General features: G+C 72.7%; 15 protein-coding genes. 10 read left to right on the forward strand and 5 right to left on the reverse strand.

Annotated elements, in window-relative coordinates:
* Nucleotides 1-2114: DEAD/DEAH box helicase (locus tag ACF07B_RS25105; RefSeq protein ID WP_392180778.1), on the reverse strand; the 2114-nt coding region annotated here is incomplete at its 3' end.
* Nucleotides 2115-2587: 473 nt separating this feature from the next.
* On the opposite strand from ACF07B_RS25105, the gene ACF07B_RS25110 reads away from it, so the two are divergent.
* A complete protein-coding gene (locus ACF07B_RS25110; protein WP_392180607.1) occupies nt 2588-3349 on the forward strand; it encodes a ferritin-like fold-containing protein in 762 nt (253 codons plus the stop codon).
* A 63-nt stretch (nt 3350-3412) separates the two neighbouring features.
* On the opposite strand, the gene ACF07B_RS25115 is transcribed toward ACF07B_RS25110, so the two are convergent.
* From ACF07B_RS25115 to ACF07B_RS25130, 4 genes are all read right to left on the reverse strand, one after another.
* A complete protein-coding gene (locus ACF07B_RS25115) occupies nt 3413-3682 on the reverse strand; it encodes a hypothetical protein (RefSeq protein WP_328448511.1) in 270 nt (89 codons plus the stop codon).
* Between the two features lie 225 nt (nt 3683-3907).
* A complete protein-coding gene (locus tag ACF07B_RS25120; RefSeq protein ID WP_028801993.1) occupies nt 3908-4135 on the reverse strand; it encodes a DUF3107 domain-containing protein in 228 nt (75 codons plus the stop codon).
* 197 nt (nt 4136-4332) lie between these two features.
* Nucleotides 4333-4974 (reverse strand): TetR/AcrR family transcriptional regulator, encoded by a 642-nt coding sequence (locus ACF07B_RS25125; RefSeq protein WP_369483914.1) that lies wholly within the window; start codon nt 4972-4974, stop codon nt 4333-4335.
* A 206-nt stretch (nt 4975-5180) separates the two neighbouring features.
* Nucleotides 5181-5399, reverse strand: a complete 219-nt coding sequence (locus ACF07B_RS25130) for a hypothetical protein (RefSeq protein WP_369483915.1) — start codon at nt 5397-5399, stop codon at nt 5181-5183.
* Nucleotides 5400-5558: 159 nt separating this feature from the next.
* Here ACF07B_RS25130 and ACF07B_RS25135 point away from each other — a divergent pair, with 159 nt between their 5' ends.
* From ACF07B_RS25135 to ACF07B_RS25175, 9 genes are all read left to right on the forward strand, one after another.
* Complete coding sequence (locus ACF07B_RS25135; RefSeq protein ID WP_362406392.1) at nt 5559-6548, forward strand: alpha/beta hydrolase; 990 nt, start codon at nt 5559-5561, stop codon at nt 6546-6548.
* An 8-nt stretch (nt 6549-6556) separates the two neighbouring features.
* Nucleotides 6557-8119, forward strand: coding sequence for a DUF3152 domain-containing protein (locus ACF07B_RS25140; protein ID WP_392180608.1), 1563 nt, complete (start codon nt 6557-6559; stop codon nt 8117-8119).
* 55 nt (nt 8120-8174) lie between these two features.
* Nucleotides 8175-8267, forward strand: a complete 93-nt coding sequence (locus ACF07B_RS25145) for an Ms4533A family Cys-rich leader peptide (protein WP_318658278.1) — start codon at nt 8175-8177, stop codon at nt 8265-8267.
* A 203-nt stretch (nt 8268-8470) separates the two neighbouring features.
* On the forward strand, nt 8471-10189 hold the full coding sequence (locus ACF07B_RS25150) for an ABC transporter substrate-binding protein (RefSeq protein WP_392180609.1): 1719 nt from the start codon (nt 8471-8473) through the stop codon (nt 10187-10189).
* A gap of 4 nt (nt 10190-10193) precedes the next feature.
* A complete protein-coding gene (locus ACF07B_RS25155; RefSeq protein ID WP_392180610.1) occupies nt 10194-11261 on the forward strand; it encodes an ABC transporter permease in 1068 nt (355 codons plus the stop codon).
* Entirely contained in the window at nt 11258-12256 is a 999-nt protein-coding gene (locus ACF07B_RS25160; protein WP_392180611.1) for an ABC transporter permease, read from the forward strand. Before ACF07B_RS25155 ends, ACF07B_RS25160 begins: the two co-directional genes overlap by 4 nt.
* Entirely contained in the window at nt 12253-13980 is a 1728-nt protein-coding gene (locus ACF07B_RS25165) for a dipeptide ABC transporter ATP-binding protein (protein ID WP_392180612.1), read from the forward strand. The genes ACF07B_RS25160 and ACF07B_RS25165 overlap by 4 nt, the downstream gene beginning before the upstream one ends.
* 210 nt (nt 13981-14190) lie before the next feature.
* The gene (locus ACF07B_RS25170; protein ID WP_392180613.1) at nt 14191-15948 is read left to right on the forward strand and encodes a DUF3492 domain-containing protein; all 1758 of its coding nucleotides are present in this window, start codon (nt 14191-14193) and stop codon (nt 15946-15948) included.
* Nucleotides 15945-17390, forward strand: a complete 1446-nt coding sequence (locus ACF07B_RS25175; RefSeq protein WP_392180614.1) for a hypothetical protein — start codon at nt 15945-15947, stop codon at nt 17388-17390. Before ACF07B_RS25170 ends, ACF07B_RS25175 begins: the two co-directional genes overlap by 4 nt.
* Nucleotides 17391-17648: the final 258 nt, after the last annotated feature.

Here is a 17648-nt window from a genome sequence, read left to right on the forward strand (position 1 = left end):
GTGGCGGTGCTCGCCGCCTTGCGGGTGCGTCGCGGCTTGGCCTCGGCGACCGTGTCGGCGACCTCGGTCGCGACGGCCTCGACGGTGTCCACGACGGCCTCCGCGGCCTTGCGGGTGCGTCGGCGGGCGGCGGGCTTGGTCTCCGTGGCCTCGGCGGCCTGGGCCGGGATCTCGGCGTCGGCGACGGCCTTGCGGGTCCGGCGGCGTACGGGCTTGGCCTCGGTCGCCTCGGTCGCCTCGGCGGCCTCGGTGGTGTCCGTGGCGGTGCTCGCCGCCTTGCGGGTGCGTCGCGGCTTGGCCTCGGCGACCGTGTCGGCGACCTCGGTCGCGACGGCCTCGACGGTGTCCACGACCGCTTCCGCGGCCTTGCGGGTGCGTCGGCGGGCGGGCTTGGCCGGAGCCTCGATGACCTCGGTGACCGTCTCGGCGGCGGGCGCCGTCTCGACGGCCTTGCGGGTGCGGCGGCGGGCCGGCGCGGTCTGCGCCTCGGCGACGACCTCGGCGGCGGCGCTCTCGACCACGGCCTCGGCGGCGTTCACCACCGCTTCCGCCGACTCCACGGACGTCGCGGCGGCCTTGCGGGTCCGGCGGCGGCGCGGCGCGGCCGGCTCGTCGGCGACACCTTCCGCCGTCGCCACGGCGGTCTCCGCGGCCTCGGTCACAGGGGTGGCGACAGCTGCCGCCGCCTCGCCCGCTCCACCGCGGGTCCGCCGACGGCGGCGCGGGGTGCGGGGCTCGGCGGTCTCGACGGACGCGGGCGACTCCGTGGCCGCCGGAGCGGTCGTGGAGGCGGGCGTCTCGTCCGCGGGCGCACCGTTGCGCGTACGACGGCGCTGGCGGGGCGTGCGCGGCTCGCGCTCACGCTCGGTGGGCGCGGGCGCGGCCGTACGGCCACCGCGGCCACGCGGACCGCCACGGCCACCGGTCTCGCCCAGGTCCTCGACGACCTCGGCCGAGAGCCCGGCGCGGGTCCGCTCGGAACGCGGCAGGACACCCTTGGTGCCGGCCGGGATGCTGAGCTCCTCGAAGAAGTGAGGAGAGGTCGAGTACGTCTCCGGCGGGGCCGGGAAACCGAGGTCCAGCGCCTTGTTGATCAGCTGCCAGCGCGGGATGTCGTCCCAGTCGACGAGGGTGATCGCGATGCCCTTGGCACCCGCGCGGCCGGTGCGGCCGATGCGGTGCAGGTACGTCTTCTCGTCCTCGGGGGACTGGTAGTTGATGACGTGGGTGACACCCTCGACGTCGATGCCGCGCGCGGCGACATCGGTGCAGACGAGGACGTCCACCTTGCCGTTGCGGAAGGCGCGCAGCGCCTGCTCGCGGGCGCCCTGGCCGAGGTCGCCGTGGACCGCGCCGGAGGCGAAACCGCGCTGCTGGAGCTGGTCGGCGAGGTCCGCCGCCGTCCGCTTGGTGCGGCAGAAGACCATCGCGAGACCGCGGCCGTCGGCCTGCAGTATGCGCGAGACCATCTCCGGCTTGTCCATGTTGTGCGCGCGGTACACGAACTGCTTCGTGTTCGCGACCGTCGCGCCCGAGTCGTCCGGCTCCGAGGCGCGGATGTGCGTGGGCTGCGACATGTAGCGGCGCGCGAGACCGATGACCGCGCCCGGCATGGTCGCCGAGAACAGCATCGTCTGACGGCGGGCCGGCAGCATGTTCATGATCTTCTCGACGTCGGGCAGGAAGCCCAGGTCGAGCATCTCGTCGGCCTCGTCGAGGACGAGCGCCTTGATGTGCTTGAGGTTGAGCTTCTTCTGGCCCGCGAGGTCCAGCAGGCGCCCGGGGGTGCCGACGATGACGTCGACGCCCTTCTTCAGGGCCTCCACCTGGGGCTCGTACGCCCGGCCGCCGTAGATGGCCAGAACGCGTACGTTGCGGACCTTGCCCGCGGTCAGCAGGTCGTTGGTCACCTGGGTGCACAGCTCGCGCGTGGGGACGACGACGAGCGCCTGCGGGGCGTCGGTGAGCTGCTCGGGCTTGGCCCGGCCCGCCTCGACGTCCGCGGGGACCGTGACCCGCTCCAGGAGCGGAAGGCCGAAGCCCAGCGTCTTGCCGGTGCCGGTCTTGGCCTGGCCGATGACGTCGCTGCCGGAAAGGGCGACGGGGAGCGTCATCTCCTGGATGGGGAAGGGGTTGATGATGCCGACGGCCTCAAGGGCTTCGGCGGTCTCAGGGAGGATTCCGAGGTCTCGGAAAGTCGTAGTCAGGGTGCTGCCTCTTCTGTGTACGCGGTGCGAGGCGAGCGCGGGGGTCGTGTCGGGACCGTGCCGGGGACGTCGGCCGCTCTTGACGGGCGGGCCGGGTGGCATGGGACCACTGCCGACGCTCGAGCTCTCGTACCGCTGAGGGTTCCCTCCGGATGCCGTACGCAATGTGCCGTACCGACGAGGAGGGCTGTCGGGTCGGAGCCGATCGGGCCACCGACCGGGCATCCTCATTCGTGCGGCCCGTCGAATTTACTCGCCGGGCGCATTACCACCATACCCCGGAATCGCGCACATGCGATGGCCGATTTGGTCACGTTGTCGTCGTCACACAGGTTGACCAGGGACTTCCCTCGTACGGTGAGCGGGCTATTGTGCGCTTCATGACGACGCCTGACAACGCCGCTGAGAAGCCCGCCGAGGCCACCCCCGACACCGCCCCCGCGGCCACCGGAGTCGCCGCGCAGAACTGGGACACGGCCTCGGCCGAGCCCCAGTACCGCGCCGCGGTCGTGGACCTGCTCGGAGCGCTCGCGTACGGCGAGCTCGCGGCGTTCGAGCGGCTCGCGGAGGACGCCAAACTGGCGCCCACGCTGAGCGACAAGGCGGAGCTGGCGAAGATGGCGTCCGCCGAGTTCCACCACTTCGAGCAGCTGCGGGACCGGCTCTCCGCGGTCGGCGCGGAGCCGACGCAGGCGATGGAGCCCTTCGTCGCCGCGCTCGACGGTTTCCACCGGCAGACGGCTCCCTCGGACTGGCTGGAGGGGCTCGTCAAGGCGTACGTCGGCGACTCGATCGCCAGTGACTTCTACCGCGAGGTCGCGGCCCGACTCGACTCGGACACCCGCAAGCTCGTCCTCGGCGTCCTCGACGACACCGGTCACGCCGGCTTCGCCATCGAGAAGGTGCGCGCCGCGATCGACGCCGACCCGCGGGTCGGGGGCCGGCTCGCGCTGTGGGCGCGGCGGCTGATGGGCGAGGCCCTCTCCCAGTCGCAGCGCGTGGTCGCCGACCGCGACGCCCTGTCGACGATGCTCGTGGGCGGCGTGGCGGACGGATTCGATCTCGCCGAGGTCGGCCGGATGTTCTCCCGGATCACCGAGGCGCACACCAAGCGGATGGCCGCGCTGGGCCTGGCGGCCTGACGCGGAGCGGTCCGGGCCTACGGACGCGGTTCACGGTCGCGGGAGCGGGGCCTTCGCAGCGGCTTACGCCGTCGCCGAGCGGCGTCGAAAACGCTCCTCGGGGCGCAGCAGCAGCGACAGCAGTGCCGCGGACACGGCCACCGCGCCGAGCAGGATGGCCAGGAAGTGGCCGGAGCCCAGTGCCGTGTGCGTCAGGAAGGCGCCGAACAGGGCTCCCGCCACGCCCGTCGACAGGACCAGGCTGCGTGTCGGCAACCGGTGGGGCAGGCGGTACGAGGCCGCCCACGCCAGCGCGAGACCGAGCAGCGCTGAGCCGAACGCTTCCAAGAACATGGTGGGGGTCCCTCCCGCACGGCCGGTGCAAATCGGTCGTAGCCGGTCCTACCCCTGACGTTCGGAACGCAACCCTCCTCCGTGCCCGGCATGTGCTCCATCTGCGGAGGTGTCCGGCGGCGGGACGGGCGTCCGGGCAGGACGAGGCAGCACGGAGCGAGTACGGGAAGGGCCCGGTGACGATGTCACCGGGCCCTTCCCGTACTCGCTCGTCGCCCAGTCGCTCTACAGAGCGCTGAATCCGACCTTGCGCTGCGTGGGCTCGCCGAGCTCCACGTACGCCAGCCGGTCGGCCGGAACCAGGACCTTGCGGCCGTGGTCGTCCACGAGGCTCAGGAGCTGCGACTTGCCGGCCAGCGCCTCGGACACCGCGCGCTCGACCTCTTCCGGGGTCTGACCGCTCTCCAGAACGATCTCGCGGGGCGCGTGCTGCACGCCGATCTTGACCTCCACGGCTTTGTCCCTCCGACGGTCAGTCATGTGCGCGTTCGTACGCGCCGTACGCAGCACACATTAGCCCGGCGAGGGGACCCGCACGCTCCGCCCGGGAACGCCAGGAGCGAACAGCCGACGGGAACAAAGAAGCGGCCGGGGCGTGCCCCGGCCGCTTCCTTCGCGTCGGTGATCCGGCGCTCCGGTGATCGGGCGGATCATTGGTGGTCGGTGCCGTGCAGCGGGAAACCCGCGATGCCCCGCCAGGCGAGCGAGGTCAGCAGCTGGACCGCCTGGTCGCGCGGGACGCTGCGGTCGCTGTGCAGCCAGGAACGGGCCACCACCTGGGCCAGACCGCCGAGGCCCGAGGCGAGGAGCATCGACTCGGCGCGCGAGAGACCCGTGTCCTCCGCGATGACGTCGCAGATCGCCTCGGCGCACTCGTGCGTCACCTTGTCGACGCGCTCGCGCACCGCCGGCTCATTGGTCAGGTCCGACTCGAAGACCAGCCGGAACGCGCCGCCGTCGTCCTCGACGTACGCGAAGTAGGCGTCCATCGTCGCGCGGACGCGCAGCGCGTTGTCCGTCGTCGACGCGAGCGCCGCCCGCACCGCGAGGAGCAGCGACTCGCAGTGCTGGTCCAGCAGGGCGAGGTACAGATCGAGCTTGCCCGGGAAGTGCTGGTAGAGAACCGGCTTGCTGACGCCCGCGCGCTCGGCGATGTCGTCCATGGCGGCCGAGTGGTATCCCTGCGCAACGAAAACTTCCTGGGCGGCGCCGAGGAGCTGGTTGCGTCGGGCACGGCGCGGCAGGCGAGTGCCCCGCGGGCGTGCTGCCTCTGTCTGCTCGATGGCTGTCACGCCGCCTCCCAAAGTTGTCCACGTGCGGTGTGCGCCGCGCCGCCATCGTACTTTTCGGTAACCCTGCTGTGTGCGGTGCGAGCGGAGAATTTCACGGACCGGACCCCGACCGGGACGGCGCACAGTGTGCCGAAGGGGACGAGCTGGGCACCCGGCCGCCGCGGCGGCGCTGATCTGCGATGTCGGATCACCTTGTGGATGTCAGGTCACCTGTAGTCGTCCTCGTTCAGCCGGACGACCCGGGCCTGCTCGGCCAGATCGGCGTCGTCGGCGTTGAGGCGGTCGCCCGGGGGTTCCGGGTCGACGTCGTCCGCGGGATCCAGCTCGGCGGACTGCTCGGCGGCGTCGGCCTCCGGGGCCTCCGCGTCGGGGATCTCCCGGAACTGGTCGTCGAACGTTGCGGGGTCTGTCGGGTCGACTGTCATGGTTCCTCTTCCCGAACGGTACGAGTGCGCTCCTGATATGCGGACGAGTGCCCTCGTTCGAAGCCTAGGAGACACGCGATCCGGACGCTATGCGATCGGCCCGCGATCTGTGACCGCGAACACATGAGCGCCCGCGTGATCGTCTCGTAACATTGCGGCATGTCTTCGACCGAACTCCCTTCCGCGCCGACCGCCAGTGTCATGCCGAGGGTCGGCGCCGTCAGGGTCGCGGAGGGAGAGCGGCTGCGATCGGTCGGGCTTCCCGGCATCACGTTGACGATCCGGTCGAGACCGCCGGTCAGGGAGGGCCTGCCGCCCGCCCTGTACGTGCACGGTCTGGGCGGTTCCTCGCAGAACTGGTCGGCGCTGATGTCCCGGCTCGACGGGCTCGTGGAGAGCGAGGCCCTCGACCTGCCGGGCTTCGGCGACTCGCCGCCGCCGGACGACGGCGACTACTCGGTCACCGGACACGCGCGGGCGGTCATCCGCCATCTCGACGCGTCCGGCCGCGGTCCCGTACATCTTTTCGGCAATTCCCTCGGCGGAGCCGTCACGACACGCGTCGCGGCCGTGCGGCCCGATCTCGTCCGGACGCTCACGCTGGTGTCCCCCGCGCTGCCCGAGATCCGCGCGCAGCGCACGGCCTTGCCGACCGCGCTGCTCGCTCTGCCCGGGGTGGCGGGACTGTTCACGAAACTCACCAGGGACTGGAGCGCTGAGCAGCGCGTACGTGGGGTACTGGCCCTCTGTTACGGCGATCCCGGCATCGTGACGCCCGAGGGGTTCCGCAACGCGGTCGAGGAGATGGAGCGGCGGCTCGCCCTGCCCTACTTCTGGGACGCCATGGCACGCTCCGCGCGCGGGGTCGTGAACGCCTACACGCTCGGCGGCCAGCACGGACTGTGGCGTCAGGCCGAACGGGTGCTCGCCCCGACCCTCCTGGTCTACGGCGGCCGCGACCAACTTGTCGGCTACCGTATGGCCCAGCGCGCGGCCCGTGCGTTCCGCGATTCCCGGCTGCTGTCCCTGCCGGACGCGGGGCACGTCGCCATGATGGAGTATCCGGAGACGGTCGCCACCGCCTTCCGTGAACTCCTGGCGGATCTGGGAGAGTTGACCTCTTCGGTGGCAGTCGGCGCGGAGAGCTGAGGCGGGAAGTGGGACGACACAGTCGTCGGGGGCGGGCCGGCAAGACGGACACCGCGCAGACGCGAGCGGTTCCGGCGGACGAGGCGGCACCGGCTCCGGCGCCGGGCCCGGACGCCCGCCGTGGGGCGACGCGCCCACCCGGCTCCCTGGGTCCCTACCCGCCCGCGGGCGGCGGCCCGCAGCAGGGCGCGCCACGATTCTCCGACGGCACTCCGGCGCACGGTTTCCCGCGGGTCGCGGACGGTACTCCCGCGCGTGGGGTGCCCCGCTACGCGGACGGCACCCCGGCCCACGGAGTCCCGCGCTTCCCGGACGGCACCCCGGCTCACGGCGTTCCGCGTTTCCAGGACGGCACCCCCGCGCGTGGGGTGCCGCGTTCCTCCGAGGCGACCCCGGCTCACGGAACGCCGCGTCTCCCCGACGGGACCCCCGCCCACGGGATGCCGCAGGTGCGGGGCGGGCATCCCGAGCAGCGTGAACAGGGCGGCGGCTGGGGCGAGTCCAGGGCCGGAGGTGCTCCTCAGGGAGCGCCCGCCGGGCCGCGGGTGCCCCAGCAGCGCCGCAAGGCCGCGGCAGGGCCCCGGCAGGCGTACGTCGACGCGTTCGACCTCGAAGGGCGGCAGAGCGGCGGTGCGGGGGGCCGGACGCCCGGCCCTCGTACGGGGTTCGACGACCCCGCGGACTGGAACGCCCAGCCCGCCGGCACCGGGGACCGGCCACCGTCGGAGGCCGGCGATCAGGGCGAGGGCAAGGCCCGCAAGGGTTGGGCGTTCACCGGGATCGCGGCGGCCGCCGTCACCACCGTGCTGGCCGTCGTCGTGGCCGGGCAGATGGCCACGGGCGGGAACGACGCCGACGCGCGGGCGCAGTCCGCCGACACGGGCGGCCGGGCGACCCAGGACTCCGCCTCCCGCGGCGACGACCGGCCCACCCAGTCGGGACAGCCACAGGTGGCCGCCGCGCCCCTGACGTACGACCAGCAGATGGCCAGGACCTACCCGCTCGGGGCGAAGCTCAAGGGGTCGGGGAAGTTCGCCGCGGTGCCCGGAGTCGCCAAGGCGCCCGGCAAGGGACACAGGTACACCTATCGCGTCGACATCGAAGAGGGCCTCGGTCTCGACGGAGCGCTCTTCGCCGACGCCGTGCAGAAGACCCTGAACGACAAGAGGAGCTGGGCCCACGGTGGCGCCCGCACCTTCGAACGGGTCGATTCGGGCAAACCGGACTTTGTCATCACGCTGGCGAGCCCCGGCACCACCGCCGAGTGGTGCGCCAAGTCGGGGCTCGACACCACGGAGGACAACGTGTCGTGCGACTCGGCGTCCACCGAGCGCGTCATGATCAACGCCTACCGCTGGGCCCAGGGCTCCAAGACCTACGGCTTCGGTGACGAGATTCACGCCTACCGGCAGATGCTGATCAATCACGAGGTCGGCCACCGGCTCGGATACGGGCACGTCACCTGCGAGAAGGACGGCGACCTCGCCCCGGTCATGCAGCAGCAGACCAAGTTCCTCGACCACGACGGAATCCACTGCCGGCCCAACGCCTGGCCCTATCCCACGAGTTGACGGAAAGCGTCCACATCGCTTTGACATGCGGAAAAAGATCGTTCATATTTTCCGCATGTCCTCCCGTCACGCCTCCGTTCGCGCCGCCATCGAGCTGGCGCTCATCGGCGTGACCGCGCTCTGCGTGGCCGACATCCACTGTTGCTGACGCCCGCCCTCTCCGGCGAGTGCGTCGCATTCCTTCCCGTCTTGTTCCCGTGCGCTCCCGAACCTCCGCGGTTCGGCGCGTCCGTGCCCCTTTCGGTCCGGTCTGACTCCGACGCCTGACGCCCTGGGCGAGCCCTGCGCTCCGCTGTCTCACTCCGTGTCATTCCGTCTCAGTATTCGAGTCATCCGAGAGGTCGTCTTCCGATGCGTCAATCGTCCGTCATAGCGCGCCGCGTGGCCGCGGCATCCGTCAGCCTGGTCGTGGCAGCGGGCGCCGCCGCCTGCGGGCCGAAGGACAACGATGCCAAGAGCTCCGGTGGCGACTCCCAGCCCCACAAGGGCGGCACGCTGACCGTCCTGAACTCCAACCCGCAGTCGGACTTCGACCCCGCGAGGCTCTACACCTCCGGCGGCGGCAACGTGCCCTCGCTCGTCTTCCGTACGCTCACCACCCGCAACCGCGAGAACGGGGCCGCCGGCGCCCAGGTCGTGCCGGACCTGGCCACCGACACCGGCCGCCCCAGCAAGAACGCGACCGTGTGGACGTACACCCTGAAGAAGGGCCTCAAGTTCGAGGACGGCTCGCCGATCACCTCCGCCGACATCAAGTACGGCATCGAGCGCTCCTTCGCCGCCGAACTCTCCGGCGGCGCGCCCTACCTGAGGGACTGGCTCATCGGCGGCGCCGACTACCAAGGTCCCTACAAGGACAAGAAGGGCCTCGACTCGATCGAGACGCCCGACGACCTGACCATCGTGTTCCACCTGAACAAGCCCGAGGGCGAGTTCCCCTACCTGGCCACGCAGACGCAGACCACCCCCGTCCCGAAGGCCAAGGACACCGGCACGAAGTACGAGGAGCACCCGGTCTCCTCGGGCCCGTACAAGGTCGTCAAGAACGAGAACGACGGCGAGCGGCTCACCCTGGAGCGCAACACCCACTGGTCCGCGTCGACCGACGCCGAGCGCAAGGCCTACCCGGACACGATCGACGTACGGTCCGGGCTGGACTCCTCCGTGATCAACCAGCGGCTGTCCTCCTCCCAGGGCGCCGACGCCACCGCCGTCACCACCGACACCAACCTCGGCCCGGCCGAGCTCGCCAAGGTGACCGGGGACAAGGCGCTGGCCTCACGCGTCGGAACCGGCCACTTCGGCTACACGAACTACCTCGCCTTCAACCCGAAGGTGAAGCCGTTCGACGACCCGAAGGTGCGCCAGGCGATCTCGTACGCCATCGACCGCAGCTCGGTGATCAACGCGGCGGGCGGCTCGTCCCTCGCCGAGCCGGCGACGACGTACCTGCCGAACCAGAAGTCCTTCGGCTACACGCCGTACGACCTGTTCCCGGCGGGCGCCTCCGGCAACGCGGCCAAGGCCAAGGAACTGCTGGCGGAGGCGGGCCACAAGAACGGCCTGACCATCACGCTCACGCATTCCAACAGCAAGGACTTCGAGACCAGCCCGGAGATCGCGACCGCCGTCCAGGACGCGCTCAAGAAGGCCGGCATCACCGTCAAGCTCCAGGGTCTCGAGGAGAACGACTACAGCGACAAGATCCACAGCGCGAAGAACGAGCCCGGCTTCTTCCTCGCCCACTGGGGTGCCGACTGGCCCTCCGGCGGTCCCTTCCTGGCCCCGATCTTCGACGGCCGGCAGATCGTCAAGGACGGCGCCAACTTCAACTCCGGCTTCCTCGACGACAAGTCCGTCAACGACGAGATCGACGCGATCAACAAGCTGACCGACCTCGACGAGGCCGCCAAGCGCTGGGGCGCGCTGGACAAGAAGATCGGTGAGCAGGCGTTGACCGTGCCGCTGTTCCACCCCGTCTACAAGCGCCTGTACGGCGAGGGCGTCAAGAACATCGTGATCAGCGACTGGACCGGCGTTCTGGACATCTCCCAGGTCTCGGTGAAGTAGCACCGTGAGCGAGGCACTTGTCGCCTCCCCGGCCCCCGCGGCGGACCCGTCCGCCGCGGGGGCCTCGGGGGCCCGTCAGTTCTGGCGGCGGCTGCGTGCGCAGCGCGCCGCCCTCGTCGCGGCGGCCGTCGTCGCGCTGCTCGCCCTGATCGCGCTCGCCGCGCCGCTGCTCACGGCGATCGAGGGCCAGGACCCCACCACGTACCACCCCTCGCTGGTGGACTCCGCGCGCGGCGGCGTCCCCGTCGGCCCGTTCGGCGGCATCGGCGCCGACCACTGGCTCGGCGTCGAACCCCAGACCGGCCGCGACCTGTTCGCACGCCTCGCCTACGGCGCCCGGGTCTCCCTCGGCGTCGCCCTGGGGGCGACGGTCGTGCAGGTCCTCATCGGGGTCGTGGTCGGAGTCGCCGCCGCCCTCGGCGCGCGGTGGCTCGATCAGCTGCTGAGCCGCTTCACCGAGATCATCATCGCGATGCCGCTCATGATCATGTCCCTGGCGCTGCTGGCGATCGTGCCCAGCAGCTTTCCCCGGCCCCTGCTCGTCGCACTCGTCATCGGCCTGATCGCCTGGGGCAACGTCGCGAAGATCACGCGAGCCCAGACGCTCGCCCTCAAGGGGCTCGACTACGTCTCTGCCGCCCGGCTCAGCGGCTGGGGCACCTGGCGGATCGCCCGCCGTGAACTGCTGCCGGGACTCGCCGCGCCGGTCATCACGTACGCCGCGCTCCTTTTCCCGATGAACATCAGCGTGGAGGCCGCGCTCTCCTTCCTGGGGGTCGGGGTCAAGCCCCCCACCCCCTCATGGGGACAGATGCTCACCGCCGCCGACGTCTGGTACCAGGCCGCCCCGCAGTACCTGCTGCTGCCCGCCGGCGCGCTCTTCGTGACCGTCCTGGCGCTGACCGTCCTGGGCGACGGCATCCGCACGGCCCTCGACCCGCGCGCGGCCTCCCGCCTGCGCGTCGGCACCGGCCGCAAGCAGGAGGCCAAGGCGGACGCCGACACCAGGAAGTCCCCGGCGGACACGAACGCCGAGGCGGAAGCCGCCGGCGGGAAGGGGGCCGCGGCATGAACGGCTTCGCGGGATTCGTCCTGCGCCGCACCGTCGGCACCGTGATCACCCTGCTCGCCATCTCGGTGATCGTCTACGTCGTCTTCTTCGTCACCCCCGGCAACGTCGCCCAGATCACCTGCGGCCCCCGCTGCTCCCCGGAGCAGGTGCACCAGGTGGCCCAGCAACTGAGGCTCGGCGATCCCCTCTACGTGCGCTACTGGCACTTCCTCCAGGGCATCCTCGTCGGCCAGGACTACTCCACGGGCACGTCCGTCGAGCACTGCTCGGCGCCCTGCCTCGGCCAGTCGTACCAGAGCGGCCGGCAGGTGACCCGGCTGATCCTCACGAAGCTGCCGGTCAGCCTGTCGCTCGTGTTCGGCGCGATGATCCTCTGGCTGGTCCTCGGCGTCGGCACCGGCGTGCTGTCCGCGTGGCGGCGCGGCCGGCTCACCGAGCGCGTGCTGACCGGCGTCACGCTCGCGGGCGTGGCCACCCCCGTCTTCGTGATCGGCCTCGTGCTGATGATCGTCGTCTGCGGGCAACTGCGGCTGCTGCCCTTCCCGCAGTACGTCAGCCTCACCGAGGACCCCGAACAATGGGGCTGGAACCTGCTGTTGCCCTGGTTCTCCCTGGCCCTCATCGAGGCCGCCACGTTCGCCCGGCTCACCCGGGCGTCGATGCTGGAGACGCTCGCCGAGGACCACATCCGGACCTTCCGCGCCTACGGCGTCGGCGAGCGGTCGATCATCGGCCGGCACGCGCTGCGTGGGGCGTTCGCGCCGATCATCGCGCTGAACGCCAACAACGTCGGCAGTGCCATCGGCGGCGCGGTCCTCACCGAAACCCTCTTCGGGCTGCCCGGCATCGGCCAGGAACTGGTGCACGCGGTGAACGTCGTCGACCTTCCCGTGGTCGTCGGCATGGTCCTGGTCATCGGCTTCTTCGTGGTCATCGCCAACGCCGTCGCGGACGTGCTCTACGCGGTGGCCGACCGACGGGTGGTGCTGGCATGAGCGACTCTTCCCCGACCCTCTCCACGCTTCGGCAGGCGGACCCGGGCACGTCACCCGACTCCGCCGCGGACTCCTCCCCGGCCGGTTCAGCCGCCCCGCTGGTCGAAGTGAACGACCTCGTCGTCGACTTCGGGGGCCTGCGTGCCGTCGACGGGCTCTCCTTCCGGCTGGAGAAGGGCGGCGCACTGGGTCTGGTCGGCGAGTCCGGCTCGGGCAAGTCCACCGTGGCGTCGGCCCTGCTGGCGCTGCACCGGGGCACCGGCGCACGCGTCGACGGCACGGTCCGCGTGGCCGGCGTCGACGTACAGCGGGCGTCCGACGACGAACTGCGCGGGCTGCGCGGGCGGAAGGCCGCCATGGTCTTCCAGGACCCGCTGTCCTCCCTGGACCCGTACTACGCGGTCGGCGACCAGATCGCCGAGGTGTACCGGGTGCACACCAGGGCGTCCCGGCGAGCGGCACGCGCGCGTGCGGTGCACGTGCTGGACCGCGTCGGCATCCCCGACGCCGCCCGCCGGTCCCGCTCGCGTCCGCACGAGTTCAGCGGCGGCATGCGCCAGCGCGCCCTCATCGCCATGGCGCTGGCCTGCGAACCCGAGCTCCTGATCGCCGACGAGCCCACCACGGCCCTCGACGTGACGGTCCAGGCGCAGATCCTCGACCTCCTGCACACCCTGCGCCAGGAGACCGGGACAGGGCTGCTGCTGGTCACCCACGACGTCGGGGTCGCGGCCGAGAGCGTCGACGAGATCCTGGTCATGCGGCACGGACGCGCGGTCGAGCACGGGCCGGTGGGCGCCGTCCTCGGCGCGCCCCGGGAGCCGTACACCCGCGAACTCCTCGGCGCCGTCCCGCGGGTGGACACACCGAGGGCGGCCGGGCCGACCCGGCGCGAGGACGGTGACGCCCCGGCCGGGGACGCCGGGCCGGACGACATCGTCCTCGAAGCGGTCGGGCTCCGGCGGGAGTTCGGGCGCGGGAAGCGGCGGTTCGCCGCCGTCGACGACGTGTCGCTGAGCGTCCGCCGGGGCGAGACCCTCGGTGTCGTCGGCGAGAGCGGCAGCGGGAAGACGACCCTGGGAAGGATGCTGGTCGGGCTCCTGGAACCCACGGCCGGCGTGGTCCGTCACGAGGGGCGCGAACAGTCGGGCGTCCGCCCCTCCGTGCAGATGGTCTTCCAGGACCCGGTGTCGTCCCTCAACCCCCGGCGCAGCGTGGGCGAGTCCATCGCCGACCCGCTGCGGGCGCGCGGGGAGCGGGACGAGGGGCGCATTCGAGGGCGCGTACGGGAACTGCTGGAGCGCGTGGGGCTCGACGGGGCGCACTACGACCGCTACCCGCACGAGTTCAGCGGCGGACAGCGCCAGCGCGTCGGCATCGCGCGGGCGCTGGCCGCGGAACCGCGCGCCATCGTGTGCGACGAGCCGGTCTCCGCGCTCGACGTGACCACGCAGGCCCAGGTGGTCGCCCTGCTCGGAGAGCTGCAACGGGAGCTCGGGCTCGCGTTGGTGTTCGTGTCGCACGATCTCGCGGTCGTACGCCAGGTCAGCGACCATGTCGCGGTGATGCGGCGCGGCCGGCTCGTCGAGTACGGCCCCGCCGGCGAGGTCTACGAGAGTCCCCGCGACCCGTACACCCGGCAACTGCTGGCCGCCGTACCGGCGCTCGACCCGGAGATCGCGGCACGGCGCCGCGCGGAGCGCGAGGAGGTGCCCCCGGCGTGATCCGGGGGCCGGCGGCCCGCGCATACGTGCCCGCGTGATCTCGTAGCGCGACGAAACGCGACCTGCGCGGGAAAGTTACGACCGTTCACCCCTTTTGGTGGTGCGATGGACAACCGTCCGTCGCACCACCGCCTTGTCCGCATACCTTCGTCCCGCTGCGAGCCGCCGGGTCAACGGCGGCTCCTCATACGGGAGATCGGGGGTGTGCTCGTGCGCATCGGACTGCTTACGGAGGGTGGCTATCCGTATGTGAGCGGTGACGCCGGACTCTGGTGCGACCGGCTCGTCCGCGGGCTCGGGCAGCACGAGTTCGACATCTACGCGCTCAGCCGCACCGAGCGCCAGGAGGACCAGGGCTGGATCCAGCTGCCGCCCCAGGTCGGCCGTGTCCGCACGGCACCGCTGTGGACGGCGCACGACGACGGCGTGGTGCACGGGCGCCGGGCCCGGCGCCGGTTCTCCGAGGCGTACGGAGAACTGCTCGCGGCGGTGTGCGGGGGACCGCGGACCGCGAGCTCCGAAGCCTCCGAAGCCCCCGGAGACCCGGCGGATTCCGCCGGCGTGGAGGCGGACCGTTTCGCCAGCGCGCTGTACGGGCTGGCCGAACTCGCCCGGGACGAGGGCGGGCTGGCCGCCGCCCTGCGCTCCGAGAACGCGGTGCGTGTCCTGGAGCGCGCCTGCCGCGCACCCGGCGCGCTCCGCACGGCCCGCACCGCGCGCGTTCCCGACCTGCTCACCGTCGCCGCCCACATCGAGCGCGCCCTGCGCCCCCTCTCCCTGGACTGGTACGAGGACGACGCGCTCGGCTCGGCGGACCTCTGCCACGCCGCGGCCGGCGGGGCCGCGGCGCTGCCCGGCCTCCTCGCCCGGCACTTCCTCGGCGTCCCGCTGCTGGTCACCGAGTACGGCGTGCACCTGAGGGCGCACTACCTGGCCGCCGCGACCCTCGAAGAGGCCCCCGCCGTCCGGGCGCTGCTCGCCGCGTTCCACGGCCGGCTCGCCACCGAGGTCTACCGCGCGGCCGTGCTCGTCACGCCCGGCAACACACACGCCCGCCGCTGGCAGGAGCGCTGCGGCGCCGACCGCGCCAAGCTGCGCACCGTCCACCCCGGCATGGAGGCCGCCCGCTTCGCGGACGTCGGGGAGGGAGTGCGGGGCAGCCGGTGCGCGGACCCCGACACGCTGGTGTGGGTCGGCCGCGTCGAGCCGGCCAAGGACCTGATCTCCCTGCTGCACTCCTTCGCCGAGATCCGCAAGGCCGAGCCGAGGACCCGGCTGCGGATCGTCGGCGCCCCCGCCGAGGACCCGGACGCCGCCGCCTATCTGGCCCACTGCAAGGCGCTGGCCGCGCAGCTCTTCCCCGACGAGGCGGAGGGGGTGCACGCCGTCGGCGACAACCCGGTCTCCTTCGAGGAGATCGGCGGCCCCGAGATCCCGAGCCTCGCGGAGGCCTACGCCTGCGGAGCCCTGGTCGTCCTGTCCAGCGTCGTCGAGGGCTTCCCGGTGAGCCTCGTCGAGGCCATGCTCTGCGGCCGGGCCACCGTCTCCACGGACGTGGGCGCGGTCGTCGAGGTCATCGGCGGTACGGGTCTGGTGGTTCCGCCGCGCAATCCGCGGGCGCTCGCGGAGGCGTGCGTGGCACTGCTGCGTGACCCCGAGCGCCGTGAGCGGCTCGGCGCGGCCGCCCGTGCCCGCGCCCTCGAACTCTTCACCGTCGAGCAGAACATCACGGCATTTCACGGCATTTACCTGGAGATCGTCTCGCACTCCCCGGTGCGTCGCCCCGTCGTGGACGAGGAGGGGGAGCCGCTGCCCTTCGGCGTCCCCGCCGAGGCCCATGTGCCGGGGCGCTGGACCGAGTCCCGCTTCATGACCGCGCGCCGGCCACGCTGGGCGGAAGGGGCGCCGGTACGGGCCACCATGCCCCCGCCCACGCCGGTACCCGTTTCCGTGGGGGAGGGCGCGTGACGACCGACAGCGCGGGACCGGGTGCCCCGCACGAACTCGCCGACCCGAACGACCCTGACCGGTCCGGGTCGACGACTCCCGCCCCGACGAGCCCCGGCCCGACGAGCCCCGGCCCGACGAGCCTCGGCCTGACGACGGCCCCCGCGACACGGATCCCCGCGACAGCGATCCCCGCCATGGCCGGGCCGACGACGAGCCCTGGTACGACGGCCGGCCCCGGCACCGGGGACGAGCGGCCGGCACACCCCACCGGTCCTTTCGGGGACGAGGACGGGGCCGGAAGCGGGGCCGGGGGCGGCGACCCGGTGCGCGGCATCGCTCCCCTGAGCGAAGGCGACTCCGCACGCGAGGCTTCCCACGGCCCGCGCGGGTCCGCCGGGCGCCGTGGCGCCGTGGACCCCGTGAAGGCACTCCTGCACCGGCATCGCGAGCTCTGCGAACGGGCCGTGGACCCACTGGAGATCGCGGCGGGTCTGGAGGCGCACGGGGTCACCGACCGGACCGCCGCCCGCCTGCGCCACCGGGACGTCTTCTCGCTCGCCGAGGAGATGTACGCCCGCGCGGCCCGCGACGGGGAGACGGCCCCCCGTACCGAGCCCCCCGGACGCCAAGGACCGCGCCCCTACTGGGCCGCGCTCGCCCTGGTGCCCGGCCTCCTCGGCACGGCCGTCGTCGTCGGGCTGCGGCTCACCGACGGGCAACCGCGTTCGGCCGTCGCCGCGTTCGGCGCCCTGGCCGTCGCGTCGGGCCTGTACCTCGCCTTCCGGCGCGGCCCCTTGAGCACCCCGCACCGCACGACGGGTGCCGCACGCGTGGGGGCCTGCTGGCTCATCGCGTACGCCCTCGCCGGAGACGGACTGCTGAGCGCCGCCCGGCACGGCGGCCCGCACGGCCCCTGGCCTCTGGCGGCCGCACCCGTGCTGGCTCTCCTCCTGGCCTGCGCCCCGGCCGCCTGGTGCGCCCACCTCTTCGCCGCCCGCGCCCGCGGCCGGCTGGGCGCGAGCCGCGGCCTGGAGGAGTTCGCCGCCTCCGTACGCCCCCTGCTCCTCGGGGCGTTCGGCCTGTTCGCGGCCGCGCTGTGCGGGCTTCTCGCACTGTGCGGGACAGCACTGGACGAGCCGCCCGCCTACGCCGGAGCCGGCGCCCTCGGCGCCCTGATCCTTCTCGCGCGGCTGCTCACCGCACGCGGCTTCACCCGCGTCCCGGGCCGCGCGCTGGCCGGCGCGGGCGCGGTGGAGGCCACGGCCCTCGCCATGGCCTTCGCATCGCGACTGCCCGGCTGCTCGTTCCTGGCCGCCCCCGTCGACAGCCTTGTCGAAGCGGCGGGCGCCGGGGCCGTGCCGGCCCTGGCCTGCGGGGCGGGCGCCCTCGTCCTCCTCGTCCAGGCCACCCGCACGCTCACCCACGCCTCGGCCCACGCCCTGCCTCGCGAGGCCCCATGAGCCGCGATGGATCCGAGCCCCCGGCGCACCGTCCCGCCGGAGCACCGAGCCCGCCGGCCCGGCGATCCGTTCGGCCGGGTGGCCGGGTGGAGCCGGGTGGCCGGGCGGCCGTGGCCCTCCGGAACCGGCCCACGGCGGCCCCACCGCCGTGAGTCCGCCCCGGATCCGGGCAGTTGCCCGGATCCGGACCCCCTTCTCCCGCGGGGCCGACACCGCGGGCCCTCTTCCCGACCTCGGCATCACCTTGAAGGAGACAGC

The sequence above is a fragment of the Streptomyces sp. NPDC015532 genome (assembly GCF_043078065.1).
Taxonomy (GTDB): domain Bacteria; phylum Actinomycetota; class Actinomycetes; order Streptomycetales; family Streptomycetaceae; genus Streptomyces.